A 26,405-nucleotide genomic window follows, 5' to 3' on the forward strand; every position below is an offset into this window, starting at 1 on the left:
CCCGGGGCAAGTGCAACAGCGGCTTTGGTGCGCATTCCTATTCCTCCCTCGCAAATCGGACATGCCGTTTGCCTTTTGGAAAATTATGGTCGGCAATGGTATGCAGAACAACTAAGACCAAGGTGGGTATTCCAGGGCGGTGATTTTTCCACGAAATGCGGATATGATCCGTCCATTCAGGGGGAATGTTCGTGAAGTCACTAAAATATCTGGCACTATCGCTTTTGATCTCGAACACCGCAGGCCCGGTTTTCGCTACAGATTTTGCCGACCCGACTTGGCCTTGCGTACAACGCAAGGTGGAAAAACTGTCACTGGGGTTGATGTGGCCGGTCTCGGATACGGAAATTGCGCCACCCTCCCCGGAAGCCGCCCTCGCCATCGACACTCTGGCCGATTCGCTGGCGCTGCGCCGTATTGCCCTGCCTGAACTGGAACCAAAGGTCGCGGCCTTTGTCTCTGCTGATGAAGAAAACTCCGCATTGCTGGGGACGGTCTTCGAAACCGTTTTCTCCTCCTTGTCCACACGGCGCAGCCAGATCATTCAGGGCATTGGGGAATTCTCCCAAAGCCAGATCGCATTGGCGGACAAGATCGACGGGCTGCGGGCTGGCATAGCCGAAGAAATGGCAAAACCCGAGCCCGACTACGACAAGGTCGATGCCTTGGAAGAACAGCTGGATTGGGATCAGGTGATCTACAGCGACCGGCAACAGTCGATTACCTATCTCTGCGAAACGCCCGTCCTTCTGGAGAAACGACTATATGCAGTGGCGCAGATGCTGCAGAATTCCATGGACTGATCACTCGGGCTGATCAGAGGTCACTCCCACTCCAATTCCGTAAATGCCTGCGTAGCGTTACGCGGATTAAAAGACGGGAAGAGGTGCCAATGAGGCTCTTCATCTTCAGCGATATGGGTGACCGCATCCGCCAACCGTTCGCCCGCACGCAGCGCTGCGCGGGTGTCATGGGCAAGGATCTCAAGATAGCGCTGAACCGGGCGGAGACCATCCGGCCACGGCAGGACCGGGCCACCGTGACCCGGCACGATCGCCGTGACCTCAGCCGAGGACATCTCGGCCAGGACAGATTGCCATCCCAGCAACCTTCCATCGAGCGAGGGAATGTGCTGGTCAAAAACCAAATCCCCGGCAAACAACGTTCCCGTCATATGGTCGAGAACAGTCAGGTCGTTGCTGCTATGGGCCGTCGGCCAAGCCTTCAGGGTCAGACGCCGCCCGCCGAGATCAATCTCTTGCGAATGCGCCACCGTACCAGTGACTGTGGGCGCGGCGGTTCCCGCTATGGCCTCTGCTCCAATCATCGGCACCAGGCTCGCGAGATAGTTGCTCTGCCTGTCTGCCAACGCGCGCGGCAGCGCCTCATGCGCCAGGATTTCTGCGCCCGTCGCGGCCAATGCGGTCGCACCGAAAACATGGTCCGGATGCATGTGGGTCAGGATGACGTAGCGGACCGGAAGATCGCTCTTGGTGCGGACCGCACGCCACATCGCCTCGCCCAGCCAGGCTGCAGAACCGCTGTCGATGACGGCGATACCGGTCTCGCCAACGATGAATCCGAGGTTCGACACATCGCCGCGATTGTTCCGATCCGGCTCTGCCACATCCCCTTTGTGAACAAAGACGCCCGGAGCAACTTCGGTGATCTCCAGCGCGGGGCCCTGCGTCTGGCATCGCATGCCCTGTCCCACGGGCAGCGTCGCCTGACATCCCCCCAGACTATCGGCTTCATGTCCGGGCACCAGCGCGACCCGACAAGCCCGTTCCTCGCCATCGGACACCGCAACACACAGAGTGATAACCGCTTCAAATATCAATAGAACCTCCCGGAGTTGGTTCAGTCTATGCCCTGAACAGAGGCCGTGAACAGAGAGTCTTCTGTATTAGTTTCCGAATTTGATGCATACTGTTCAGGCATCCATGCAGGAGGAGAAGGCATGGTACTAACACTGCGAAAGGCCGCTTTGGTGGCGTTGTTGACGGTTGCCTGCGTGCAGATGGCGTCGGCCACCGATGCCGTCTCCAACCCGCTCATCGAGGGAGAGACATGGGCGGATCTGAAGGGAGATATCATCGGCGATGAACCGATCCTGGATGACAATACGCTATTCAGGCTAGAGGCCCCGAACCGGGCACATGATGCGGCTACGGTGCCGGTTGTGTTGAAGCAGCTCGACCCGGCACGCCCGATCCTGGGCGCGACGGTCGTGGTCGATGAGAACCCCGCCCCGGTCGCCGCCGAGTTTGAATTCTCAGAGGCTATGGCACCCTTGAATTTTGAGCTTCGGGTGCGCGTGAACCTCTACTCGAATGTCCGCGCGATTGCGCGAACGGACGCAGGGCTGATCATGGATGGCAGATTTGTCAAAGCATCCGGTGGCTGCTCGGCGCCTGCAACCCGGGATCCGGAAATGGCTGCGCAAACAATGGGGCAGATGAAACTCCGCCTGTTTGGGCCTGATCCGCAGCTGTCCCTGCCCAAAGGGACACGGCGAGAAGCGCAGATCATGATCCGGCATCCCAATTACTCGGGCTTGCAACGCAACCAGCTGACCCAACTGTTCATCCCTGCGCATTTCATAGATCAACTGGACGTCTGGCAGGGGGATGAGAAGCTGTTCACTATGACGGGTGGGATTTCCGTGTCGGAGAACCCGGTTTTCCGCTTTGAATATACCGATAATGGCTCTTCAGACCTGCACATACGGGCCACGGATACCGAGGGGAACGCGTTTGAACAGCTTCTGCAGAAAACGGCCGGGCTTTGAGCGCGGCCGTCAGTTGCTGTGCCTCTTCACATCACTGAAAACAGAATATCACTGAAAACAGACCAGCTCGGCTTCGGCCTGCGCCCGGCGCAGGTCCGCCACGATCGTCGAGGCCACTGCTGCAGACCGAAACAGCGACAAGCGCTCGCCGCCGCCCCGCCGCAAGGCCAAAACGGTTTCGGCACTGACATAGTCTTCATACGGCAGAATTCCTGCGATCTCGTCAATCGAACAGGCGCATTGCTCCAGTATCCGTCTCGTTCGGCCGTTCGCGGACATGCAGCCAAAGATGTAATCGGCACGTGCAACCGTCGGGTAGTCATTGTATCGCGCTGCTGCCCCTTGTGCATCGGCGCGCCCCGGCTGAATGGCAAGGATCAGAACAGACAGAACAGATATCATCACAAGGCTGAGGCTGGGGCTGACCCTACCGCCTCTCCGGTTCAGGAAAGCCGTCATTTCGCTGTCTCCAGACCATCAAAGCGCAATTCAGACTGATATACGGCACCGGCCTCCGCACTGAGCGCCAGATACCAGCCCGGAACCTCTTCTGACATGACCACCTGCAGCTCCAGATCTCCGAACCCTTGCATCCGCTCGCGATTGGGATCCTCTTCAAAAGGAAACAGGCTGATTGTTTGCGTCTCGATGGTTTCGCCTTCGAACTCCCCAAGGCCCGCAGTCACGTTGCTCGGCTCCACCAAAGCCTGTTTGATCCGGTTGCGAATATAAAAGGGGCTGCCGCCTGCGGCTTCCGCCATGTCCCGAATGGTGGCTTCGTAGAAAAACATGATGACCGGGTTACCGACGCTCGCCGGAAATTGACCCAGCCCGCGGTGCCTGTCGCCTTGCCGCAATTCCAGTTTCACCAGGTCCGACGGATCACTTGGACGGATGGACAGGGCAATATCACCGCTGTCTCGTTCCGCAGCTTCCGGTTTCAACTGGTTCGTGACGGACCGGCGATACACAAGCGACGTGTCCCGCGCTATACTGTCCAAAGTCCCCTCCCGAAACAGCAGATCATACGTCCCCTGCCCGTCCAGGGTTTCCGCATTGGCGAGCCCGGCGGCAAGCATCAGCCCGAAGACGGTCGCGCAAATATGGCGTTTCATTCCTATATCCTCCCCATTCGTGTTCATCTGCCCCCCAAAAAACATCAGGCCAAAGGCGATTGCCCCCCCATGCTGGCGCGGGCCTTCCATTCAATGAGTGGTCGCAGCCGTGACGGCTGAACCGGTTTGGTCATGACCGAAAATCCCCGCTCGCGACCAAGGATCACCAGATCCTCCGAACGATTTGCTGTAATCAGGATCGCCGGCACGAATGTGCCGGAGTGGGCGCGAATCTCGGCGATCGCCTGAACCCCTGTGGCCCCATGGTCGAGGTGATAATCAACCAGCAAAATATCCGGTGGCATGCCCATGTCCCGAAGGTGCTTCAAGCCCTCTTCCACCGAGCTTACCGGCAAGACATCTGCGCCCCATTGTTCCAGAATGCGGGTCGTTGCGAAGAGCACATCTTCGTCATTCTCGATGACCATCGCAATCAAATCGAGAGGCTGACCATTTTGTGGCGGAGCCGGATTTTCCGGGTCCGTTTGTACCTGATCGCCGGGCACGCATGTCATCTCAATACAAAAGAGAGAGCCCTTGCCCGGAGTCGAATGCACCCAGAGCCTGTGACCCAAATGCCGACACGCACGTTCGACGACCGACAAGCCAATACCGACCCCGGTGACAGAGGCGGAGCTTTCAGCGCGCGTGAATTCGTCGAAAATACGGGTCTGATCCGCAGGGCTGATCCCGATCCCACTGTCCCAGACCTGCAGGATCGCCTTGTCTCCCTTGCGTCTGCAGCCCACCAAAACGCGACCGCCTGAATGATTGTACTGAATCGCATTCACCACCAGGTTTTGCAATGAGCGCAGCAGATACACAGGGTCGCTCCGCACATATAGCGAACTCGGCACAACACGAAGATCCACATTCTTTTGATTTGCAACCGCGAGCTGATCGTCAAACACCCCTTGCATCAGACTGCGCAGACCAACCTCAGCATGGGTGATTGTATCTGGCGCCGCACTTTCCAGCCGCGAGATATCAAGCAGCGCCTGCAGCAGTTGCTCCGTTGACCTGAACGCGCGCTGCAACCTCTTGACGCTGTCATGGATCGGCGTGTTCTGACTGCTCTGCACTACGGTTTCCAGCATCAGTCTGGACGCGTTGACCGGCTGCAGCAGATCGTGACTGGCGGCCGCCAAAAAGCGCGTCTTCGACGAAACCGCCGCCTCTGCCTGCTCCTTTGCCAGCCTTAATTCTTCTTCAACCCGGGCCTGGGTTTCATATTGCCCGGTCAAACGCTCGTTGGCGCGGGTCAGCTCTGCCGTGCGCTCGGCCACACGTTTTTCCAATGTGGCCGTGACCCTGCTTTGTAGGGTTACATCCTTCAATTCAACCAAAAACCCACCGTCGGGCAGTGGATTGGCCTGAAGGTCCAGAACCTGACCTTTCGGATGCTCGACCCGCATACGGAATGCCCGACCAGCCGCCATGGCGTCCCGCCAATCCTTTAGCTGACGCAGCGTATATGGACCAACCAGCGCTGAACTGCGCAAGGTCGACAGGATCTGAGAGAGCGGCATACCCCATTTTATGGCGGTCCCGGGCAAGCCCAACAGCTCGCGGAACGCTGCGTTGAACATGATGACCGTACCCGAGGCAGAAAAACTGCAGACACCCGAAGTCATATTCTCGAAGACCGCCTGCAAGTAAACGGCCTGCGCGCCGATCAGGCTTTCTTTCTCATTGCGGTTTTGACGCACGATGGAGGTGATCTCCGTCATCATCAAGACCACCCGATCTTCTCTCATCGGCTGGACCCGCATTTGAAACCAACGATCCTCCGTCAGCTCCAGAACAATTGACAGGACCGGCATGCCATTTGGTGTTCGCGTGTCGCTCTGCCCGCTGTGTCGATTGGTGGAGACAAGGGTTTTACTGGCAGCCATCAGGTCCAGATACCGCGACAAAGTCAGAGATGGCGTCAGCGCTTGCGAGATGTCCGGCAGGAGCTGACGAAACAACTCGTTGCACACCACGAAATGATTGTCGGTAAAAAGCGCAAAACCGCCCTCCATCGCCTCGAGCGCATTGTCCAGATTGGCGCGTGTGCGCTGTTGTTCATACCGGAGGCTTTCCAGTTCATTGGCCGCCGCCTCAAGATCACGGGTCTTCAAGGCGACCTGAGCGCGCAGCTCGATGGCCGACTGAAACGCGCTATAGGCGGACAGGCTGACCTCATTTTGGCGGTCCGCACGGCCGATCAGGGCCGCGATAATTTGGTTTTGACGCGCGACCTGCTCCCGAAGGGTCTGATCTGTATCGACAAAATTCAGAACATTTCTCCAGCACGAGGTTCAAAAAACGCAATTCCAACAAACGTCTGGTTCATGTGCACGCCTGCATGTTGCTCGCCGTAGGTGCTGAACCCCAGCACGCGGTGATCGCGCAAAATGGCAGACACTGGCCTCAGGAGCTGCTTTTCCCCGAATTCAAGCTTGCGCAGGATGCAGTCAAAACCAAGGATGAAATCCGGCGCTTGCCCTGCAGAGTTCGTGCGATCAAGTCCGCGGCGCAGTGTCTCGATCCGCTCTTGCCCCTGACCAAGGGTCATGATCAACCCATCATCAATCGCGGCCATGAACGACAGGGCGTTTTCATCCACCACATCCCGGACAGCCCGCACATAGTGATTGTGTTTATAGAGGATCAACATCGGATTTTCGGCAAAAACCTGCGGGCACAATCGATCAACCGGGCATCCGATGAGCCGGGCATATTCCTGAGCCGCAGGCGCACCATTGATCTCATAGACCAGTCGTTTTTCCGGATCCGCCCGTGTGATCACCAGTCGCAGGTCGGTCGGCAGGAAATGGTCGAAATTGAGGCTCTGAAACTCCAGATCCGTTTCCAGCATCAGCAGCACCGCAGTGTCCTCGTGAAACTTGCCATCGTGCAACACATATGTTGTCCCGAAATTCAGCCCGTCCGCCGCTGATCCACCAAAAATCGGCAAACCTTCGAGAACGGTATCGAGGGTTGAGGCCAGAATATCCTCCTGATTTGACATGCCGTCCGTGAACAGAAGAGCCAGACGATTCCAGCCGTGCGTGTGGCGAAACCTCTCCGCATGTTTCTTGGTAGTTTCAGCGAAATCACCTACTGAGCGCCCGCTGATCCGGTCCAGTAGAATAGAAGCGCAGCGGAAATGAGCCTTTGGAAAACCCATGACCAGAAGGCTGTCAGTGTCGTATCCCGCGCCCGTGATCTGTCCCGCTGTTGTACAGCCGAAGGCCGGTACACCATTGAGCGCCGGACCCAATTCGCAGGCCAATGAGGAGCGGTCAAATCTGTTGGGTACGAAGAACAATACAAACCGGCAGTCGTCCAGATCGATTTGTGACAGGCAGTCCCGCAGGGCCTCGACCGCAGCCGGAGCGTCCGAACTTGCATATTGCACAAACAGGGGCTGGCCAACGGAGTCCTTCATTTGCAATCCAGTGATCTATTTCGCCAAAAATGACTGTGTTTCCGGTTCCATTCCTGGGCTGGGTTTCTTCATGGCCTCCAGAAGGACCGCCGCCTGGGTGCGGTTTTTAACGCCGAGTCGACGTAAAAGCGCCGTAATATGCGCCTTCACCGTGGCTTCAGCCAAATCCAACTCATACGCGATCTGCTTGTTTGGCTTTCCGGCGCAAATCAGTCGCAAAACACGTTGCTGTTGAACCGTCAGCGCCTCAAGGCGCATGCTCAGATCATTCGGGAACGCACCGCCCGGCGCTGGCGGCTGTGTGGGCTGAAAGTTTTGATTTTGGTATTCTTTTGGCAAGACCTTTCGACCTTCGGCAATCTCAAGAAGAAGCGACTTCAGCTCCTGTGCAGAGCAGTCTTTTGGCATGAACCCTGCCGCACCCTCATCGATCAACGTCCGTGCAACCTCCGGCGAAGCTAGTGAAGAAATGACCAGAATCGGCCTGTCCGGCAGTCTGTTGCGAAGGTTCATGAACCCGGAAATCCCGGCAACGTCTGGCAGTTTGAGGTCAAACATTACCAGGTCTGGCTGGAATCCCCGATCAAGCTTTTCAAGCGACGCCCGCAATGTGCCCGCTGTCTCAATCACAACATCAGGAAAGATGCGCTCCACCGCAGCAGTCAACGCGTCGCGATACAATGGATGATCATCAACGATCATCACACGAAGAGAGCCGCCCTGAGCCATAGCAAAGGTCGAGTGTTTCATTATTGAGCCTCCCTACCGAAAGGCTAACCCAGGGACGATTGATTGCATAGAATTTTATCTGCCCATTTTTGACGGCTTTTTTCTGCAATCACGGAAGAGCCCAAACTGCGCGATTGGTTTCAAGCGGCGGCGCCCCCTGATCGACGCCCCCCTCCCACGTCATCGGTCGATCGTAAAATGCGACCTCGACTTCAGCCACACGCGACACCGTCACCCGTACGCGTCGAGGGATTTTTGCGGGCGGCTCATCCGAGCAGGAGCGAAGAATCAAGATATCGTGGGCGCGACACCGTGCCTTCGCGCCCACTCCGGATTGGTGCGGCATGAGGGCACCAAGGATTTACTCTTGGCGCAAACCGGGCCCCATACTCTATCGCCGGCTTCAAAGTCACTCCCGGCGCTGAAAACGAGGTCAGCCAGGTCGCAAATCACAGGCCCAAAAGAAGCTCCCAGCCTATGTTCGCCTCTTGACCGCTATATAGGTCACGTAGTCCCTCAGAGACGCCGGACTTTTCATATATGAACTCGTCCGAAGAATAATGTATTTCGGATATGTCCTGTGATCTATCGTCACTGACCGGATTGAGAGTTTGCAACACGTTGTCGTCGGCCGTGAGGTGAGAGCTTTGGATAAAGTGAAACCCATCTTGCGCCGCCGGGTCGTTGACCTCTGGCCTGCTTGGCCGCAATTCCGCCGCATCATCAATATTTGTGGAAGAGGCAACATGCCCCCCTTCGTCAATGAAACCTTGCCGCTCTCCGGCCGATGGAGTCATGACACAGATCCATTGATCTCCTTTGACCGGATTCTCCTCGCTTCCAAACGGATTGGGGGTCGGATCCCGCCAATAGCTGACGAGTTCGTCGATAGGCGGGCTGTCAAAACCGCCAAATTGATTGACATAAGTTAAAATCGACGTGCCATACTCATCTTCTGAAATGACCCCTCGTTGCAATAAGTCGCGTACGCCGGTTGCGCCTCTCAGATGGGCCGCTGCAAGGATACCCGTCATCGTGAGCTGAACCTCAATGGTTGCGCCCGAGGCCAATTGAAATTCCAAAACCTGGCCGACATATTCCGAGGTTGATTGCCCGGATCTGGAGAGCATACCATCCAGCAAAAACAAATTGTAGCCAAAGGCTTCGCAAATGGCCATTTCCTGAACGTCGTAATTCATAAAGTCATCCAGGCTATTTACACCATTCCGGCCGACCCAGGACCCATCCCAAAGATTTTCACTTTCTCCATTCAGATAGTATTGATCGTCTTGATAGTATCCCAAATCAATCAGCAGAGCCTCACCGAACTGAAACCCGACAAATCCAAGAGAATTCATTGATCGGCTTGCCATCGACAGCCATTCATCGGACGACAATTGCGACCATGACGTATAACCATCGAAAAAGTCAGCAACAGTACCGCGAGCCCAAGTGTTGAGTTGCTCGTCTGAAATCTGACCCAGATCATACCGTCGCCGATCCCAACCTGACTCAAAATCCAAAAGGGCATTCGTGAATTCCTGAAAACTTCCCCGAGACATTGCACCCACCAAACACAACCAAAACCGGATTCTTTATCTGGTAAAACCGTGGTAAGATTATGAAGGATTCGCCACCGGAGCCGGGTAAATAGATAGAAATTTACAAGCTGCGGGTGGGATAGAATTTTCCGTAGTATTCCAGGGGATTTTTAATCTAATAATTCACTCTTGGCGTACATAATTCAGCATTGGCGCCTGCTCTTTTAGAGTGGTATTGACGCCAAAATATTCAAGTTTTTCTGACCCTGCGGGACATTGTGCAGTTAGCCTCCCGCAGCGATGAACACGGCTGTGCCGTCATCCTGTCCCGCCGCCAAAGGCACAGAATGCCACCGCGTGGCTATAGCGGTCACACCGTCAAGTGCCAGACCATCAGCGACGGCCGAACACCAACACCCGCTGAACGACATCGGCCCGGCATCTGTAAAAGTGTCACCCTAGCCCCAAGACCACGCGCGCGCCCCATCTGTGGAGTTCCAGCGACAGCCTGAGAACAAAAGTGGCAAAGAAGGGGTGATCGAAATTTGAGCACATCCCAAGGAGGGTTCCTTCTGAAAGATGGAATTCCACGGTTGCCACAAAATATGTGTTGAGGTTCAAATGGACATGGACAAGAACTGCGGATCAAGTCGGCAGGTTACTTACCATGCTAACTTTTCTGACAAGCCCATTACAGGATATGCTATGACCCGTCTGACATCTTTGACCGCTATTGCTGCCAGCTTGTTGGCCTCTTCGGTTTCTGCGGAAACGCTGACCATCTCTTGGTGGGGCTACAACGGAGACAAGCTCAACGCGAATATCATCGAGCCGTTCAAAGACATCTGCGGCTGCGACGTGGTATTTGAGACCGGCAACAACGCAGACCGCCTTGGCAAGCTGACAGCACGCGGTGGGAAAGGCGTCGATGTCATCTACCTGACCGACAGCTACAGTCAGGTGGGGATTGAAAATGGGGTCTTTCAGCCGCTCGACCGGTCCAAACTCCCCAACGTTGCCAAGCTCTACGATATCGCACAGGATCCACAAGGCGGCTACGGTCCGGCCTATGCGGTTGGCCGTGCCGGTATTGTGTATGACAGCGCGCAGGTGGAGCCGCTGACGTCCTGGGCGGATCTCTGGCGTGAGGATTTGGCTGGGAAGGTCTCGTTGCCGGGCATCACCACCACTGCGGGACCCATGGTCGTTATGCGCGCCGGTTCCGTTGCCGGAACGGATGCTTTGACAGATAGTGACGGCGCCTTTGCACAGATCGAAAAGATCAAGCCGAACGTGGTCAAGAATTACAACACCGGTTCCGAGATGGTGAACCTGTTCTCCACCGGAGAGGTCTCGGTCTCCGTTGCTCAGGATTTCGCGCTTTATTCGCTGAAAAAGGCCGTGCCGACCATCGCATGGGCTGAGTTGGAAGATGGCGACATCGCAACCTTGAACACCGTCAATATTCCCGTGGGGTCCGAAAATGTTGATCTGGCCTATCAGTTCATCAACTTCATTCTCTCCACCGAAGTTCAGACCAAGAACGGGGCAGAGGGTGTCGACGCTCCTGTCAACGCCGAGGTTGAACTGACGCCGGACCAAGCGGCCCTGTGGACCTATGGTGCCGAAGCAATCGCGAAACTGAACCGTATGGATTATTCCGCGATGAACAAGCACAAGGCGGATTGGATCGACAGCTGGAACGAGATTTTCGGCTACTGACCGCATAGATCAGTCACACAAAACCTGGGGCGGGTCACACCGCCCCTTTGACATTGTTGGACAAATAAAATGAAACACCGCCTGCTGGCTTGGGGATTGGCTTTGCCGGCCATTCTGCTGGTTGCGATCTTTCTGGGCCTGCCTGTGATTGAAACGCTTCTGACGACCTTTGCGGACCCCAAAGGAGCGTTTGCTCCCTATATCAAGTTCTTCAATTCGGGCTTCCGACGCACCGTCCTCTGGCGGACAATGGAAGTGGCGGTGATCACAACGGTTCTGTCCGTCTTGATAGGTTTTGTCACCGCCTGGGTCGTGGCAAACGCCCCAGCCAAAGCAAAGAGCTACCTCATCATCGCAGCGGTGTTCCCATTGCTCACGGGGGTTGTGGTGCGCAGTTTCGCCTGGCTGGTCATTCTGGGCAAAAATGGCATCCTCAATTCGCTTCTGCTGGCGCTCGGTGTCATTTCGGAACCATTTTCAATGCTCTACACCCAAGGCGCGGTCATCGTGGCGATGGTCTATCTATTTGTACCGCTGATGATCCTGACCTGCGTCGGAGTTCTGGAGGGCATCCCGCAGGACCTGACGGACGCGGCGGCCTCGCTTGGCGCCACACAGTGGGGAATATTCAAACAGGTGATCCTGCCAATGGCCGTGCCGGGATTGATCGTGGGGGCCGTTCTGGTGTTTACGGGCTCCTTCACATCCTACGCCACGCCGCAGCTTCTGGGAGGCGAGCGGCAGATGATGATGGGCACATTCCTGCATCAACGCGCCATGGTCGTCTTTGACTGGGTTGGCGCGTCGACCATCGCAGCCATCATGGTTGTGGTGACACTGGCGACGGTGCTGCTCATGTCGAGACTCGCCCGTAAACTCAATCCGGTCGCAGGCTAAGGGGCGGGACATGAAACGCAAATTGCACCCCGCCCTGATCGCCTTTGCCGTATTGGTGTTCATCTTTCTGACCGGCCCGCTGGTGATCATCATCGGATCGTCGTTGTCGTCTTCCGAGTTTCTGGAATTCCCGCCGCAAGGCCTGTCGCTGCGCTGGTATGAAAACGCGTTCGATATCTCGGCCTTCCGCCGCACGATGGGGACGTCATTCTTTCTGGCGGTCGCAGGGACTGCGCTGTCCATGCTCGTTGGCGTGCCTGCGGCCTATGCCATGGCGCGCTATCGTGTAGAGCTGCCGGGCTGGCTCGGCAATGTCTTCGTTCTGCCAGTCCTGATCCCAGAAATCGTTCTGGGGTTTTCAATCATGAAAACGATCACCACGGGCTATGAGGTTCCCGTGCTGCCCAGCCTGTTGATCGGCCACGCGCTGCTGGTTTTGCCCTATTGCGTCCGCGTCACCGGGGCCTCTCTGAACTCGTTCGACTTTTCGATCGAGGAGGCAGCGGTCTCTCTCGGGTGCCCGCGCTGGAAAGCATTCTTCGTCGTGATTCTGCCCAACATCCGTGCCGGGTTGATCGCGGCATTCATCCTGGCGTTCATCACCTCTTTGAATGACGTGTCGATCTCCCTCTTCCTGACCGGCCCCGGCGTGTCGACACTGCCGATCCAACTGCTCGCCCATATGGAGCAGTTCTTTGATCCGACAATCGCTTCGGTTTCCGTTGTTTTGATGTTCATCACCGTTGGGGTGATGGCCGTCGTGGAACGGACTCTTGGCCTCACCTTCCTGACAAAGTAGCCAGACATGACCGTATCTTTGACACTTGAAAACATCACCGCCCACTACGGCAAGACCATGGTCCTGGAGGATCTGGACCTCCATGTCGGCGAGGGCGAGCTCGTTTCGCTCCTGGGTTCTTCCGGTTGCGGCAAAACCACCACCTTGCGGCTTGTTGCGGGGTTTCTTGAACCAACCTCCGGACGCATCAGGCTCGGCGAGCGGGATCTGACCCGCCTGCCATCCCATGCGCGCGATATCGGACTGGTGTTCCAGACCTATGCGCTATTCCCCCATCTGAGCGTCAGGGACAATGTCGCCTTTGGCCTGAAGCAACGCGGCATTGCCACATCCGACCGCAACAAGCGTGCGATGGACATGATTGAACGGGTCGGCCTGTCCGGTTTTGCCGATCGCTATCCGGCCAATCTCTCCGGTGGCCAGCGCCAGCGCGTCGCCCTCGCCCGCGCTCTGGTCATTGACCCGCCCTTGCTGATGTTTGACGAGCCACTGTCCAACCTTGATGCCAAGCTGCGCGTTGAAATGCGGGTCGAGATCCGGCGCCTGCAACAGGCGAATGGCACCACCGCGCTCTATGTGACACATGATCAGGAAGAAGCCTTCTCCATATCGGACCGTGTGGCCATCATGAACAAGGGGCGCATCATGCAGCTGGACACGCCCGAAGTACTCTATTCCAGACCTGCGAATGCGTTCGTCGCGGATTTCGTGGGGTTCGAGAATGTGATCGAGGCCGTCGCGACCGGCGAGGAAGGCGGCATGATCCTGGCCGAAGCAGGCGGCGCGCAGCTGAAGCTTCCGAAATCGCATTTCGAACTGCCGGCAAAAGAGTTCCTGCTGGCTGCCCGGGCCGACGGGCTCCTGGTCGCAGAAACGGGCGAAGGCTTGCCCGCCACGCTTGGATTGCGGACATATCTCGGGCGCGCCTATCAATACGTCTGCGAAACCCGCGCAGGCAACCTGACCGCGAATGGCCCGCTGGGCGCACCGCTGGAGACCGGTGCGAATGCGGTTTTGATCCCGCAGCCGGAGCAATGCTGTGTCCTGCACCGCGAGGCGCGCTGAATGTACCTGACCAACGCCCGTATTCTGACCATGGATGCGGCGCTGACCGAATATGACCGGGGCTGGATCTGCATCGAGGGTGACCGGATTACGGGGCTCGGTGCCGGAGATGCCCCCGGCGCGGGCCTCGATATGGGAGGCGATCTGATCATGCCGGGCATGATCAACAATCATGCTCATCTGGCGATGTCGCTGTTCAGGGGATTGGGCGAGGATGTTGATGATCGCCTGATCCGCTATATTTTGCCGCTCGAACGCGCATTGGTCACCGCAGAAGTGGTTGAGGTTGGAACCGCGCTGTCCACGCTTGAGCTCATTCGCGGTGGAGTCACCACCGTGGCCGATATGTACTACTTTGAGGATCGTGTCGGGGCCGTGCTTGATTGCGCTGGGCTGCGCGGCGTCCTCGGGCAGACGCTGGCCAATTTCGATGCGCCCGACCACAAGAACATGGACGAGGGCTTTGCCCGGATCGAAGCCCTGCATGATCAGTACAAGGATCATCCGCGACTGACAGCCTCTCCCGCCCCGCACGCCCCCTATTCAACAGGGCTGGAGGTCATGGCACGTGTCGCGGAGTGGAACGCGGGTTATGACCTGCCGGTTCAGATGCATCTGGCCGAGACAAAGCCGGAACTGCAATGGGCCCGGGAGACATACGGCCTCAGCACTGTCGAGGTCACCGACAAAGCCTGCCTGCTGAACAGCAATCTGGTCGCCGCGCATCTGATGTACCCATCCGAGGCTGACATGGATTTGCTGGCCGAGCGGGGCGTCCATGGCGCGTATAATGCGCGATCCAACGGCAAGGCCGGTCGCGGGATCGCGCCGATAACCGAGCTGCGCGCAAGAGGAATGTCGGTCGGGCTCGCGACCGATGGTCCGATGTCGGGCAATATGCTGGATCTGTTCTCCCAGTTCGCTCCCGCTGCGATGTTCCAAAAGATCGCACAGCAAACCCGAGGCGCCATGCCCTGCACCGACATCGTCGCCATGAGCACGTCAGAGGCCGCAAAGACACTCGGCAAGGAAGATCAGATCGGCTCGCTTGAGGTTGGCAAACAGGCGGATCTGATCCGCATCTCGCTGGATGATCCACGGCAACAACCGATCTACGACATCTATTCCACGCTGGTTTTTGCCACGCTGCCCACAGATGTGCAGGCGACCATGGTGGCAGGGACATGGCTGATGCGGGACCGGAAGGTGCTCAGCATGGACGCCCCCAAAGTGATGTCGGACGCCAAGCAGATGGCGAACAGATTCAAGGCAAGGATCGTCGAAATCGACAGGGTGCAAGCAGAGGGGAACGGCGCGAATGGTTGACGACATTCTGGACTATGCCGAGGCAAACATGCAGGCCTCGCTGGAGCGCCTGTTCGAACTGATCCGCATTCCCTCCGTCTCGACTGATCCGGCCTATCGCGCGGATTGCAGGCGCACGGCCGAATGGCTTGCAGCCGATCTGAAGAATATGGGCGCCGATGCTTCGGCCCGCGAGACAATCGGACATCCCATGGTTCTGGGCCATTTCAACGCCCCCCAGGACAAGCCAAAAGTTCTGTTTTACGGGCATTATGACGTCCAGCCCGCTGATCCGCTGGCGCTGTGGGACGGTGATCCGTTTGAACCGGTGCTGGTCACCGGCCCCGATGGCAAGCCCGATATCCGGGCGCGCGGGGCCTCTGACGACAAAGGCGCGATGATGACTTTTGTCGAGGCCTGTCGGGCGTGGATTTCTGTCCGCGGAGCGCTGCCTGTCGGTGTTTCAGTCTTGTTCGAAGGCGAAGAGGAAAGCGGCTCCCAGTCGCTTGGCCCCTTTCTGGCCGAAACGGCGGAAGAGCTGGCCTGCGATGCGGTTCTGGTCTGTGACAGCGATCAATGGGATGCAGACACCCCGGCCATCACCACCATGATCCGTGGCATTTGCGGACAGGAACTGACGGTCCGGACCGCAAATCGTGACCTCCACTCCGGGATCTATGGCATGGCCGCGCGCAACGCCCTCACCCTGATGTGCGACCTGATGGCAAGCCTGCGTGCGCCGGATGGGTCGGTGGCCATTGACGGGTTTTACGACGGGGTGGAGGAACCGGACCCATTGGTGGCCGAGGCCTGGAGCAGGCAGCATTTTGATGGTGACACTTTCCTGAACGATATCGGGCTCAGCCTGCCGGCCGGCGAAACCTCCCGCACGATCCAGGAACAGGTCTGGACGCGACCAAGTCTGGATCTGCACGGCGTCTGGGGCGGCTATACAGATCCGGGCTTCAAGACGGTCATTCCTTGCGAAGCCCATGCGAAACTGTCGTTTCGCCTCGTGGCAGGGCAGGATCCTGCACGGATCGCAGAACTCTTCCAGAGCCATATCAACGCCCGCCTGCCACAGGACTGTTCCGTTGAATTCCACGACCGCACCATGGGCCAGCCGATCGCCCTGCCGGTCAGCTCGCCCTATCTGCAGGCGGCTTTGGCGGGCCTCAAGGACGAATGGGGCACGGCGGCGATTTCTGGCATGGGCGGATCGATCCCGATCATTCCGCAACTGAAGGCGGCCACCGGTGCTGACGCCCTTCTTGTGGGCTTCGCCGCATTGGACAACCGCATTCATGCGCCGAACGAAAAATTCGACCTCGAGTCCTTTGAACGCGGCATACGGTCGTGGATCCATATCCTGCACAGGCTGTCAGAGCTATGAGACCAGTGATCATCGACACGGATCCGGGAATCGATGATGCCATTGCGATCCTCTTTGCCCTGAACCATCCCGGTCTGGAGGTGCTGACATTGACGACTGTGGCCGGCAATATCGGCCTTGATCGCACCACATGGAATGCGGGTCGCCTCGCGGCCTTTATGGGACGTGACGTGCCTGTGCACCCGGGCGCCGCGCGTCCTTTGCGCAGCGACGCAATCAACGAGGAACGTATTCACGGAGATGACGGGCTGGGCGGTGTCGCCTTTCCTGCACCCCGTATCCCCGCGTCGGACGTCGGCGCGACAGAGGCCATGGCCGATCTGCTGGACCGCCATCCGGAGCGCAGCATCACGGTGCTGACCCTGGGCCCGCTCACCAATCTGGCGCAGCTGATCACGCAGGCCCCTCAGGCCGCAAGCCGCATCGGCGCGGTTGTCAGCATGGGCGGGGCCGTGCACGAGCCCGGCAATGTTGGCGACAGGGCCGAGTTCAATATCGTCTGGGATGCCCATGCCGCCGACATCGTATTCCGTGCGGGTCTGGACCTCACGCTGGTGCCGCTTGATACAACGCGAAAATTTCGCGCCGACAAGGCCTATCTCGCCGCCTTGCGCCGCACCGGGCAGAAGGCGGCGATCGCCAGTGCGGATCTGATCGCAGCCTATCAGGATCAGAAAAACATGGCCGGGCACAGTCGCCCGCTGCATGATCCATGCGTACCAATGCTGATCACCGCGCCCGGGGTGTTCGACGTTCAGCAGATGAACCTGTCAGTCGATACAGAAACCGGTGCCATCAGATCCGGCGAGTGCCCGCTCAAGGTCTCGATGGGGCTGGATGCGGAGGCCGCGCGTCAGGTGCTGTTGAGGGGGCTGTCCTGAGCCACCTCGGCGATCACCGCAGCTCCTCTTTGACCAACGAACACCAAAAGCCGACGCCAGCCGGGATACAGGCATCGTTGAAATCATAGTTGGTGTTGTGGTGCTGGCCCGCGGGCCGCATTTCGCCCATGCCCAAATGCACATAGCAGCCTGGCACTCGGCTGCTGAACTCGGAAAAATCATCGCCCGGCGTGATCGGGTCACGCTCGGTCACCAGCATATCCTGACCAAGGCCGTTGATAACCGCACGACGGGCGATTTCCGTTGGGGCTCCGGCGTTGATGACTGCGGCGGCTCCGCGCGCATACACCACGTCGCACTCCACTCTGCCAGCCGCCGCGATCCCATTCGCAATCCGCGCGATCGCTGCTTCGATCTGATCGCGAACGTCCGGGTCGTAGCAACGCGCCGTGCCGCCGATTTCAACATCATCCGGGATGACATTCAGCGCCGCGAAATTGCCGGCCCGCAACGCACATGCGGACACCACTGCCGGTTTAAGCGGGTTCAGCTCGCGTGCAACAATACTGTTCAGTTGCGCCAAAAACAGGCCCGCCGCCGTCATCGGTTCACGCCCTTCCTGCGGCTTGGCTCCGTGGGTGCCTTCGCCCTTGAACGTGACGCGCCACCGATCCGAACACGCCAGTTGAGGACCTTTTACCGCCGCGACCTGCCCCAATTCCATGCCTGGCGCATTATGAAGCCCGTAAGCTGCATCAACCGGAAACTCAGCAAGAAGCCCGTCCTCGATCATTTTCGCAGCACCGCCAAGGCCCTCTTCGGCAGGTTGAAAAATGAAATGCACAGTGCCTGAGAAATCCTCATGCACCAGCTGTTCTGCAGCCCCCAAAAGCATGGTGGTGTGGCCATCATGTCCGCAGGCATGCATCCGGCCGGTGGTTTTGGATGCATAGGGCAGCCCGGTGGTTTCAGTCATCGCCAGAGCGTCCATATCCGCCCGCAGCAGGATCGCCCGGTTTCCGCTGCCTTTGCGCAACGTTCCGACCACACCGGTGCCCCCAAACCCGCGCGTCACCTCAATACCCGCCGCCGCAAGCCGGGTTGCTACGATTTCCGAGGTCCGATGTTCTTCAAAGCCGATTTCAGGATGTTCGTGCAGATCCCGTCGCAGCGCGACGAGCTCTCTCAGCGTCTTCGGGTCCATCTGCTGCATATTCATCAACCCCGAGCCTATCTCTTTGATTTTGTCGGCAATATACCTCAGTAAGAAATTCGAGAACAAGGGGTAAGCACGTGCGACTTGATGTCTGGCAGGACCTTCATGATGATCTCCGACCCGGGGTACAGGACGACGGCGAGACCTTTGCCGCAGAGCTGGGGCGTCAACAGCTCCTGCTGCCGATCCGGACCCTGCCAAATGGCACCAATGGCGTGGCGTCCCTCATCCTGAACCAGGCCAGTTTCAGCGTCCTGGACGCGATTGCCGATCATGTGGCGGCCCGGCTTCGCCCTCATGCGCCCGACGTCATCGTGGCAATGCCAACCCTCGGCTTGCCCCTCGGCGAAGCACTTGCGCGGCGTCTGGGTCACAAGCGCATGGTTCCACTCAGCACCTCGCGCAAATTCTGGTATGAGGATGCGCTTTCCACCCCGATTACCTCGATCACCACTCCCGATCAGGGAAAGCATCTGTACATGGATCCCCGCATGGTGCCGCTGCTGCAGGGGGCGCGTGTTGCGGTGGTTGACGATGTGCTGTCCAGCGGCAAGAGCATGAGCGCGGCGCTCACCCTCATGGCAAAGGCAGGCATCGCTGCGGATGTGATCGGATGCGCCATGCTGCAGGGTGAGGCATGGCGCGGCGTGGTGGGGCGGACGCCCGTCTGCCATGCCATTCATACACCGATCCTGACGCAGGAAAAAACCGGGTGGCGCCAATGAGCGACGCTGAACTCTCCCCGCAATATGAGGCCGATCTGCGTCGGGATCTCATCGAAGTGGCCCTCGGCAAGCGCGCTGCAGACACATTGCTGCAGCTGGACAGATTGCTGGACACCGGCACTGCGCTCTGGCGGGAAGATGTGGACATCGCCATGTACCGGGGTCGCGTCGCCTATGTCGGCCCCCGCGGAAGCTATATCGGCAAGGCCAATGAGGTGGTTGCGCGCCCGGGCCTGTCTGCGGTGCCTGGATTGGGAGAAGTCCACAAACACATCGAATCCAGCCATGTCACCCCGGAATATGAGGCACGGCTGGTGTTGCCGCACGGCAATACATGGACCTGCGAGGCAAGCCATGAGTTCTCCAATGTTGTTCCCGAAAAAACATTGGATTTTTGGGAAGCTGCGCGCAAAGCAGGCTCGCCTCTCAAGATTTTTCCCCTCCCGGGCTCGGCCGTCCCGCCGACGGCCTGGGAGCACGGGGCCCATTTGGATGGCGTGAACCAGTCACAATTCCTGTCACAATCTCCGTGGGTTGTCGGCCTGGACGAAGTCATGGATTGGCCCGCAGTCAAAGGCCGCGACAATCCCGCCCACGACCGGCTCTGGTCCATGATCATTGCGACCTGGACAGCACGCGCCGTTGTCGAAGGCCATGCGGCTGGCATTCGGGATCTTCCCAATATCAACGGATTTGCGGCCTCCGGCATTGCTTCGGATCACGAGGCCTGGACCGCAGAAGAGGCGTTTGACAAATTGCAGTCGGGCCTCTTTGTCGAAATCCGTATCCACACAGGCGAGGAGATCATCAAGGGCCTGCTGGACCGCGGCCTGAAAGACTGGTCTCAGGTCGCTCTGGCGACAGATGACCGCCCCGCCTCCGAAGTTTTTGCGACAGGTGCAACAGACCAAAACGTCCGCATGGCGATCAACGCCGGTCTGCCGCCGGAAATCGCCGTCCAACTGGTCACGATCAACCCAGCCCGCCACATGCGCTTGACCCCATGGGTCGGCTCGGTGAGCCCTGGGCGTTTTGCCGACCTGGTGCTGCTGTCAGATCTCGAAACGTTTGAGATTGATCAGGTCTGGGCCGATGGTCGGCAGGTTTCACAAGGCCCGGACTATATTGCCGATGTGCCCCATGTCGCCTGGCCGGACTGGGCCACGCGCAGCATCCATATCGGCCGGGACCTGACAGCTGACGATTTCGCGATCAAGGCGGCGCCCGGCCGCGAGACCATGCAGGCCGCTGTCTTGCGCCCTTTTCACTGGGCAGACGATTTCCTGACGTTTGAGATGCCGGTCCGCAACGGCGCGGTGCAGCGAGATACAGACAGAAACCTGACGAAATTCGCGATCATTGATCGCTACAGCGGCCAGGCCTCGGTCTCAAGAATGTTCTGGCTCGGCTGCGGGCCCCGCGATGTTAACACCGCCCTGTGTTGTTCGATGGCGCATGACAAACACAATGTCTGGTGCGTCGGGTCATCGGATGAGGCAATGGCATTGGCGGTGAATACCCTTGCGGCAATGGGCGGCGGCTGGGTTCTGGTCCACAAGGGAGAAGTGGTGGCCAAAGTCCGGTACGAAGTTGCAGGCCTGATGACCGCACGCCCTGCAGAACAACTGGATGCCGAAATGCAGGCGCTCTATGCGGCTGGCGAAAAGGTAGATTGGATGTTTGAGCCGAGCTTTCACCCGCGCTGGGCCCCTGGATTTCCCGAACGTCTGGCCTTTGCAACGCTGACCTGTTCGCCCTGGCGTTGGAATTTGGTTGCCCCGTCTCTGCATGCGCCAGACGGGTTGGTTCAGGTTCAAACGGGCGAAGCGCACCCTGTGGTCTGGTGATCACGTCGTGCCGTTCAGAAAAAGCGGCGCGGCGACGCGCGTCAGGCTCGGCCCTTGTGATTTGGGGGCCGCCGCGTGGAGACAACCGGCACGCGCTTGGTGCTATCTTGATGCGAAATGGGAACTTGCTTTGATCTACCGCATGACAAATGGGTCGGGGATTGGGGCGTCGCTGGTCCGCAGCCAAACCGCCTTGACCTTGGTGTAATCTAGCGCGGCCTCGATGCCCCCTTCACGGCCGTGCCCCGACAACCCATGCCCGCCAAAAGGCGCGATCGGGCTGACCGCCCGGTATGTGTTGACCCAGACGATGCCAACGCGAAGTCCACGTATCATGCGATGCGCCCTGGTCAAATCCTTGGTAAAGACGCCCGACGCGAGACCATACGCAGTGTCATTGGCGAGCTGCAGGGCTTCGGCTTCGGTGTCAAAACCGAGCACCGACAAGACAGGACCAAAGAACTCAGTCGTCAAACAAGGCGCAGTCGGCGCGTCAGAGCAATCAAGGATTGTCGGCGGGAAATAGTGCCCTGCACGGTCAATCGCCGCGCCGCCGGTGATCACCCTGGCGCCCGCGTCCTGCGAGGCTTTGACAAGATCAACCGCGGTCTTCAGCTGGGCCTCGGTGCACAGCGGGCCGACCTCTGTCGACATGTCATCGGGGGCGCCGATCACGATCGCTTCGGCCTTCTCTTTCAAACGTGCAAGGAAAGCAGCCTTGATTTTGTTAGAGACGATCAATCGTGAACCGGCGACGCAGCTTTGCCCGGTCGCGGCGAAAATGCCCGAGATCTGGGCATTTACCGCGCTTTCGATATCAGCGTCCTCGAACACGATGAACGGCGACTTGCCACCCAGCTCAAGGGATGTGGAGGCCAGGTTTTCCGCCGAATTCCGGACGATCTGCCGGGCGGTATCAGGGCCACCCGTAAAAGCCACATGATCCACTTTCGGATGCGCGGTCAGCACCGCGCCGCAGTCCGCGCCAAACCCCGTGATAACGTTCAAAACGCCGGGCGGAAAACCTGCCTGATCGAATATGCGCGCAAATTCCAGCATCGGTGCCGGCCCTTCTTCTGACGCTTTGAGTACGACAGTACAACCTGCGGCCAGGGCCGGTCCAATTTTGACCGCCGACAGAAACAGTTGCGAATTCCATGGCACAATCGCGGCGACAACACCAATGGGCTCACGGCGTAGCCAGACCTCCATATCAGGCTTGTCAATGGGCAGATGCGACCCTTCGATCTTGTCGGCGAGCCCCGCATAGTAACGGTAGTACTCCGCCACATACGCGATCTGGGCGGCGGTTTCGCGGATGATCTTGCCGGTATCGCGGGTCTCGAGCCTGGCCAGGGCCGGGGCATTTTGCGCGATCAGGTCAGCCAAACGGTACAGTAATTTGCCCCGCGCAGAGGCCGTCAGACCGGCCCATTCAGGATCAAGAAACGCGTCTTGGGCCGCTTTGACCGCGGCATTGACATCCTCGGCCCGCGCCTCGGGCATCATCGCCCAGACTTCTCCAGTCGCGGGATCGCGGCTTTGGAATCGGGCGCTTCCGTCCGTGAAGGCCCCGCCGATGTATTGCTGAAACTGCTGCATGGATTTTCCTTATGCGAAGGCTGGCATGACATCGTTGATGAACCGCTCAAGAGAGGCTTTCTTGCGCTCAAAGCTCATCCCGCTGTCGATCCAGAACGAATATTCGTCATACCCAAGATCCGCATAGCCCCTGATCCGGGAAATCGCCTGTTCAGGCGTGGCAATCACGTTGTCGCGCAGCATGGCCTCGGGTGAATAGAAGGGGTGCGCGGCGATCTCATCCTCTGTCAGTTCGGCAATCAATCCTTGTGATACGGGCCGTTCGTTTTTGAACCATGCGCCGAAATAGCAGTAGAAGCGATTGATTTCTTCCGCCGCGCGCCGGGCGTCTTCGGCATCCGTCGCGATATAGGTGTGGTTCAGCAGCATGATCTCAGGGCGCGCGCTATCGGGGAATTTGGCGCAGGCGGCCTTGAACGTCTCCATCAGGTTTATGATCTCGGCATCCCCCTGCCAAAGGGGGGTCACCTGCACATGACAGCCGTTCGCAACGGCAAATTCATGGCTGTTGGGATCACGTGCCGCAACCCAGATGGGCGGGCCGTTTTCTTGCCGTGGTTTGGGGGAGGACGTGGTCGCCGGAAAGGAATGATACGTGCCTTCCTGCGCGTAATCCCCTTTCCAAAGGCCCTGCACAGCGGGGATCAATTCGCGCATGCGCTGGCCTGCCTCCCAGGCGTCCATCCCCGGCATCATGCGCTCGTACTCATAGCTATAGGCACCGCGCGCAATCCCGAGATCAAGACGCCCGTCTACAATCATATCCGTCATTGCCGCTTCACCGGCCAATCGAATCGGGTGCCAGAAGGGGGCAATGATTGTGCCGGTCCCAAGGCGCACATTTCGGGTATGGCGTGCCAGATCGACAAGGTTCAAAAAGGGGTTCGGAGCGATGGTGAAATTCATACCGTGATGCTCGCCTGTCCAGATTGCGTGCATTCCGCCTTCGTCTGCGATCTTCGCGAGGGCAATGAATTCATCATAGAGACCGCGCTGGTCCTGCTCGGCAGAGGTCCGCTCCATATGGACAAAAAGTGAAAAGCGCATGTGTCTCCCCCTATGCGATCACGCGGACGTCGCCGCTGTTTTGATTTCCGTAGTAGATGCCAAAGCGGCCAGTGGCGGCCTCCCGGCCCAAGCGTTCCAACATGGCAAGATTTGCCGGATCCGAGACATCATCCAAAGCGGCCGAGGTCAGCGGGACAAAGACGCCCTGGCGCGGGGTGCCCTGTGCAGCAGAGCATAGAAATGCGATATTTTGGCGTTTGCGCCCGGTGTCTTCAAAAATTGAATAGATGAAGCCCGGCTTCCCCGTGAGGCCCGCTGCATCGATCAGGCTTTGCACTGCAGCAGTAGTGCCCTCGCCGCCGACACTCGTTTCCGGCAACGCCATTCCACCGTTGCCATCATCGATCAGCAGTACGCTGCCATTCCGCTCGATCACCGCAGAGGCGACCAGATTGCCGTTTTGAGCCAAAGCCTCGGCCGTCATGGCGGGGGTAACATATGCGCCGCGCGCGTATCCCAGACCGGGGGTCGCGGTTTGCGCAAATGCCACTACAGTGCCGATCAAAATGACGTGGTCGCCCGCATCGACCGTTTTGTGCATTGCACAATCAAACCACGCAGACACCCCAGCGATAATCGGCGATCCGTGCGGACCTGTTTTCCAGTCGACCGTGGCAAATCGGTCCTCGGCCGGACGTGCGAACCTGTTGGATACCTCTATCTGCGTTTCGGCCAGAATATTCACTGCAAACCCGGCCGCAGATGTCAAAGCATTGTAGTTCCTTGAGGTCTTGGCCAAACAAACCAACACCATCGGCGGTTCAAGTGAGACCGACGTAAATGAGTTCGCAGTAAAGCCGATCGGCTCGCCGCTGTTGCCATATGCGGTCACAACGGTCACGCCCGTCAAGAAACTGCCGAAAGCGCTGCGCAGGGCGCGGGGATCAAGCGCTGTCATGGCAGCTCCCTCATCGGATTGGGCCTCGTCAACCAGGCGATCAGATGCGTGTTCGTGATGGTTGGCGCGGTCAATGTCATCATGTGGCGGTGTCCCTCCACGATAATGGCCTGGCCATCGGACGCAGCAGCGGCCATGGCGCGGGACATGGCCGGGGTTGAGTTAGGGTCATCGCTTCCTGTGAGCGCGACAAAAGGGCATTGGATTTGGGAATACTGTGACGCATAGGTCATATCGCCCCGGGCGAAGGCCCCATAGGCCGTTGCGTACCCCTCCGGATCAACCTCACTTAGCCACTGGGCCACCTGATCGCGCGCGGCGATTTCAGAGGCGCTGTTACCAAACCAGCGTGCCAAGGGCGCTTGCGGATCGAACCTGCCGACCTGGATCTGATCTGCCCTATCTATAACCGCATCACGCGCCGCTGCATCCCGGCGAAAGACCCCGTTGATGAGGCAAACGCGCGTGGTCAACTGAGGGTGGTCCACCGCGAACCCGCCGGCGATCAACGCGCCCATGGAATGGCCTGCGATGCTGACGGGCCCGAGGCCCAAAGCCAGCACAACCTCATGACACCAAGCGACAAAGGCGCGCAAATCGCTACCAGGAGAAAGTGGGCTGCTCCCGCCGTGGCCCGGCATATCCACCGCTATGACCCGGTGCGTCCTGCTGAGCGCCTCGATCTGCGGCCCCCAGGCAGCCGATTGCATCCCGACACCGTGAATTAAGACAACCGGCGCGCCAGCCCCCTGATCGCGCAGGGCAACGCTATTCCCCGATTTAGATAGACGCAGGGTTGTCAACGTCATGTCCAAGTTCCTTCAGGTCCTGATAGCGATCGCCGATCCGGTGGTGTGGGCGCCCGCCGATGGACGCACCCAAGGCGATCAAAATTTCGTCGCTGGCAGGCGCATCCGCCACGGCGGTTTGGATCGTCAGGTAATGTGAGCGCCGCCCACCATCGTTTTTATCCATCAAAGGGATCATCAGCGGAGCATTCGCAGGCCCGCGTGTGTTGCAGAAGGACAGATAGGACTTTGCGCCGACTGCATTGCGATAGTGGTTGCCGAAATGGAGAGTGTGGATCAGCGCCGAGGCATGCTCCACCTCGCCATTGAGACCAACGATCCCTGCTTTGCCGTAGCCTTCGACCTGATCGCCGCCGCCGGCGGCATCCAGGATCATCCCCGTCAGCAAAGACCCAAGGCCAGAAGCGCAATCCCGGATTTCGGGCGACAGATCTTCGACAAACCCGCGGCCCGCCCAGGGGTTCCGGATCACTGCGATCGCCGCGATCATTTTCAAAGGTTTTTCGGCAGGCTTGCCACCTTCAATCAAGGTGGTTTCGACGTGCAGCAGTGTTTTTCTGATTTCAGCGGGCATGGACCATCTTTCATAGCGCCTGTAACTTCAC

Annotated in this window: 25 protein-coding genes; 12 read left to right on the forward strand and 13 right to left on the reverse strand. The window is 58.5% G+C overall.

Annotated elements, in window-relative coordinates:
• A partial coding sequence (locus FGE21_RS20200; RefSeq protein ID WP_218062786.1) for a hypothetical protein occupies nucleotides 1-195 on the forward strand: 195 nt, incomplete at its 5' end.
• Entirely contained in the window at nucleotides 192-803 is a 612-nt protein-coding gene (locus FGE21_RS17130; protein ID WP_255731634.1) for a hypothetical protein, read from the forward strand. The genes FGE21_RS20200 and FGE21_RS17130, both read left to right, overlap by 4 nt.
• A 20-nt stretch (nucleotides 804-823) precedes the next feature.
• Here the strand turns inward: FGE21_RS17130 and FGE21_RS17135 are convergent, their stop codons facing one another.
• Nucleotides 824-1,840, reverse strand: coding sequence for a quinoprotein relay system zinc metallohydrolase 2 (locus tag FGE21_RS17135; protein WP_255731635.1), 1,017 nt, complete (start codon nucleotides 1,838-1,840; stop codon nucleotides 824-826).
• Nucleotides 1,841-1,960: 120 nt separating this feature from the next.
• Here FGE21_RS17135 and FGE21_RS17140 point away from each other — a divergent pair, with 120 nt between their 5' ends.
• Nucleotides 1,961-2,791: a quinoprotein dehydrogenase-associated SoxYZ-like carrier gene (locus FGE21_RS17140; RefSeq protein WP_139664640.1), complete on the forward strand. Its 831-nt coding sequence runs from the start codon at nucleotides 1,961-1,963 to the stop codon at nucleotides 2,789-2,791.
• A 48-nt stretch (nucleotides 2,792-2,839) separates the two neighbouring features.
• Here the strand turns inward: FGE21_RS17140 and FGE21_RS17145 are convergent, their stop codons facing one another.
• From FGE21_RS17145 to FGE21_RS17170, 6 genes are all read right to left on the reverse strand, one after another.
• On the reverse strand, nucleotides 2,840-3,193 hold the full coding sequence (locus FGE21_RS17145; RefSeq protein ID WP_139664680.1) for a hypothetical protein: 354 nt from the start codon (nucleotides 3,191-3,193) through the stop codon (nucleotides 2,840-2,842).
• A 53-nt stretch (nucleotides 3,194-3,246) separates the two neighbouring features.
• Nucleotides 3,247-3,906, reverse strand: a complete 660-nt coding sequence (locus tag FGE21_RS17150) for a hypothetical protein (RefSeq protein ID WP_139664641.1) — start codon at nucleotides 3,904-3,906, stop codon at nucleotides 3,247-3,249.
• A 44-nt stretch (nucleotides 3,907-3,950) separates the two neighbouring features.
• Nucleotides 3,951-6,029, reverse strand: coding sequence for a PAS-domain containing protein (locus FGE21_RS17155; protein WP_255731636.1), 2,079 nt, complete (start codon nucleotides 6,027-6,029; stop codon nucleotides 3,951-3,953).
• A gap of 155 nt (nucleotides 6,030-6,184) precedes the next feature.
• Complete coding sequence (locus FGE21_RS17160; protein WP_139664643.1) at nucleotides 6,185-7,342, reverse strand: FIST N-terminal domain-containing protein; 1,158 nt, start codon at nucleotides 7,340-7,342, stop codon at nucleotides 6,185-6,187.
• A 15-nt stretch (nucleotides 7,343-7,357) separates the two neighbouring features.
• Nucleotides 7,358-8,092, reverse strand: coding sequence for a response regulator transcription factor (locus FGE21_RS17165; protein ID WP_139664644.1), 735 nt, complete (start codon nucleotides 8,090-8,092; stop codon nucleotides 7,358-7,360).
• Between the two features lie 428 nt (nucleotides 8,093-8,520).
• Complete coding sequence (locus tag FGE21_RS17170; RefSeq protein WP_139664645.1) at nucleotides 8,521-9,633, reverse strand: hypothetical protein; 1,113 nt, start codon at nucleotides 9,631-9,633, stop codon at nucleotides 8,521-8,523.
• A gap of 684 nt (nucleotides 9,634-10,317) precedes the next feature.
• On the opposite strand from FGE21_RS17170, the gene FGE21_RS17175 reads away from it, so the two are divergent.
• From FGE21_RS17175 to FGE21_RS17205, 7 genes are all read left to right on the forward strand, one after another.
• On the forward strand, nucleotides 10,318-11,334 hold the full coding sequence (locus FGE21_RS17175) for a PotD/PotF family extracellular solute-binding protein (protein WP_139664646.1): 1,017 nt from the start codon (nucleotides 10,318-10,320) through the stop codon (nucleotides 11,332-11,334).
• Nucleotides 11,335-11,403: 69 nt separating this feature from the next.
• Nucleotides 11,404-12,231, forward strand: coding sequence for an ABC transporter permease (locus tag FGE21_RS17180; RefSeq protein ID WP_139664647.1), 828 nt, complete (start codon nucleotides 11,404-11,406; stop codon nucleotides 12,229-12,231).
• A 10-nt stretch (nucleotides 12,232-12,241) separates the two neighbouring features.
• Nucleotides 12,242-13,030: an ABC transporter permease gene (locus FGE21_RS17185; RefSeq protein WP_139664648.1), complete on the forward strand. Its 789-nt coding sequence runs from the start codon at nucleotides 12,242-12,244 to the stop codon at nucleotides 13,028-13,030.
• 6 nt (nucleotides 13,031-13,036) lie between these two features.
• Entirely contained in the window at nucleotides 13,037-14,095 is a 1,059-nt protein-coding gene (locus FGE21_RS17190) for an ABC transporter ATP-binding protein (protein WP_139664649.1), read from the forward strand.
• Nucleotides 14,096-15,421: an amidohydrolase family protein gene (locus FGE21_RS17195; RefSeq protein ID WP_139664650.1), complete on the forward strand. Its 1,326-nt coding sequence runs from the start codon at nucleotides 14,096-14,098 to the stop codon at nucleotides 15,419-15,421. It abuts the gene before it with no gap.
• Nucleotides 15,414-16,793: a M20/M25/M40 family metallo-hydrolase gene (locus tag FGE21_RS17200; RefSeq protein WP_139664651.1), complete on the forward strand. Its 1,380-nt coding sequence runs from the start codon at nucleotides 15,414-15,416 to the stop codon at nucleotides 16,791-16,793. The genes FGE21_RS17195 and FGE21_RS17200 overlap by 8 nt, the downstream gene beginning before the upstream one ends.
• Entirely contained in the window at nucleotides 16,790-17,674 is an 885-nt protein-coding gene (locus tag FGE21_RS17205; RefSeq protein WP_139664652.1) for a nucleoside hydrolase, read from the forward strand. The genes FGE21_RS17200 and FGE21_RS17205 overlap by 4 nt, the downstream gene beginning before the upstream one ends.
• 13 nt (nucleotides 17,675-17,687) lie before the next feature.
• On the opposite strand, the gene FGE21_RS17210 is transcribed toward FGE21_RS17205, so the two are convergent.
• Complete coding sequence (locus FGE21_RS17210) at nucleotides 17,688-18,848, reverse strand: amidohydrolase (RefSeq protein WP_255731637.1); 1,161 nt, start codon at nucleotides 18,846-18,848, stop codon at nucleotides 17,688-17,690.
• An 80-nt stretch (nucleotides 18,849-18,928) separates the two neighbouring features.
• Here FGE21_RS17210 and FGE21_RS17215 point away from each other — a divergent pair, with 80 nt between their 5' ends.
• A complete protein-coding gene (locus tag FGE21_RS17215) occupies nucleotides 18,929-19,576 on the forward strand; it encodes a phosphoribosyltransferase (protein WP_139664654.1) in 648 nt (215 codons plus the stop codon).
• Complete coding sequence (locus tag FGE21_RS17220) at nucleotides 19,573-21,423, forward strand: adenine deaminase (protein WP_218062787.1); 1,851 nt, start codon at nucleotides 19,573-19,575, stop codon at nucleotides 21,421-21,423. The genes FGE21_RS17215 and FGE21_RS17220 overlap by 4 nt, the downstream gene beginning before the upstream one ends.
• A 135-nt stretch (nucleotides 21,424-21,558) precedes the next feature.
• On the opposite strand, the gene FGE21_RS17225 is transcribed toward FGE21_RS17220, so the two are convergent.
• From FGE21_RS17225 to FGE21_RS17245, 5 genes are read right to left on the reverse strand one after another with little or no spacing between them, the layout of a single operon-like run.
• Nucleotides 21,559-23,025 carry an aldehyde dehydrogenase gene (locus FGE21_RS17225; protein WP_139664656.1) on the reverse strand — a complete coding sequence of 489 codons (1,467 nt, stop codon included), beginning with the start codon at nucleotides 23,023-23,025 and terminating at the stop codon, nucleotides 21,559-21,561.
• A gap of 9 nt (nucleotides 23,026-23,034) precedes the next feature.
• Nucleotides 23,035-24,072, reverse strand: coding sequence for an LLM class flavin-dependent oxidoreductase (locus FGE21_RS17230; RefSeq protein ID WP_139664657.1), 1,038 nt, complete (start codon nucleotides 24,070-24,072; stop codon nucleotides 23,035-23,037).
• A gap of 10 nt (nucleotides 24,073-24,082) precedes the next feature.
• A complete protein-coding gene (locus tag FGE21_RS17235) occupies nucleotides 24,083-24,991 on the reverse strand; it encodes a flavin reductase family protein (RefSeq protein WP_139664658.1) in 909 nt (302 codons plus the stop codon).
• The gene (locus tag FGE21_RS17240) at nucleotides 24,988-25,800 is read right to left on the reverse strand and encodes an alpha/beta fold hydrolase (protein WP_139664659.1); all 813 of its coding nucleotides are present in this window, start codon (nucleotides 25,798-25,800) and stop codon (nucleotides 24,988-24,990) included. The genes FGE21_RS17235 and FGE21_RS17240 overlap by 4 nt, the downstream gene beginning before the upstream one ends.
• Complete coding sequence (locus FGE21_RS17245) at nucleotides 25,772-26,374, reverse strand: amino acid synthesis family protein (RefSeq protein ID WP_139664660.1); 603 nt, start codon at nucleotides 26,372-26,374, stop codon at nucleotides 25,772-25,774. The genes FGE21_RS17240 and FGE21_RS17245 overlap by 29 nt, the downstream gene beginning before the upstream one ends.
• Nucleotides 26,375-26,405: the final 31 nt, after the last annotated feature.

Source organism: Phaeobacter sp. B1627 (assembly GCF_006265095.1).
Taxonomy (GTDB): Bacteria; Pseudomonadota; Alphaproteobacteria; order Rhodobacterales; family Rhodobacteraceae; genus Epibacterium.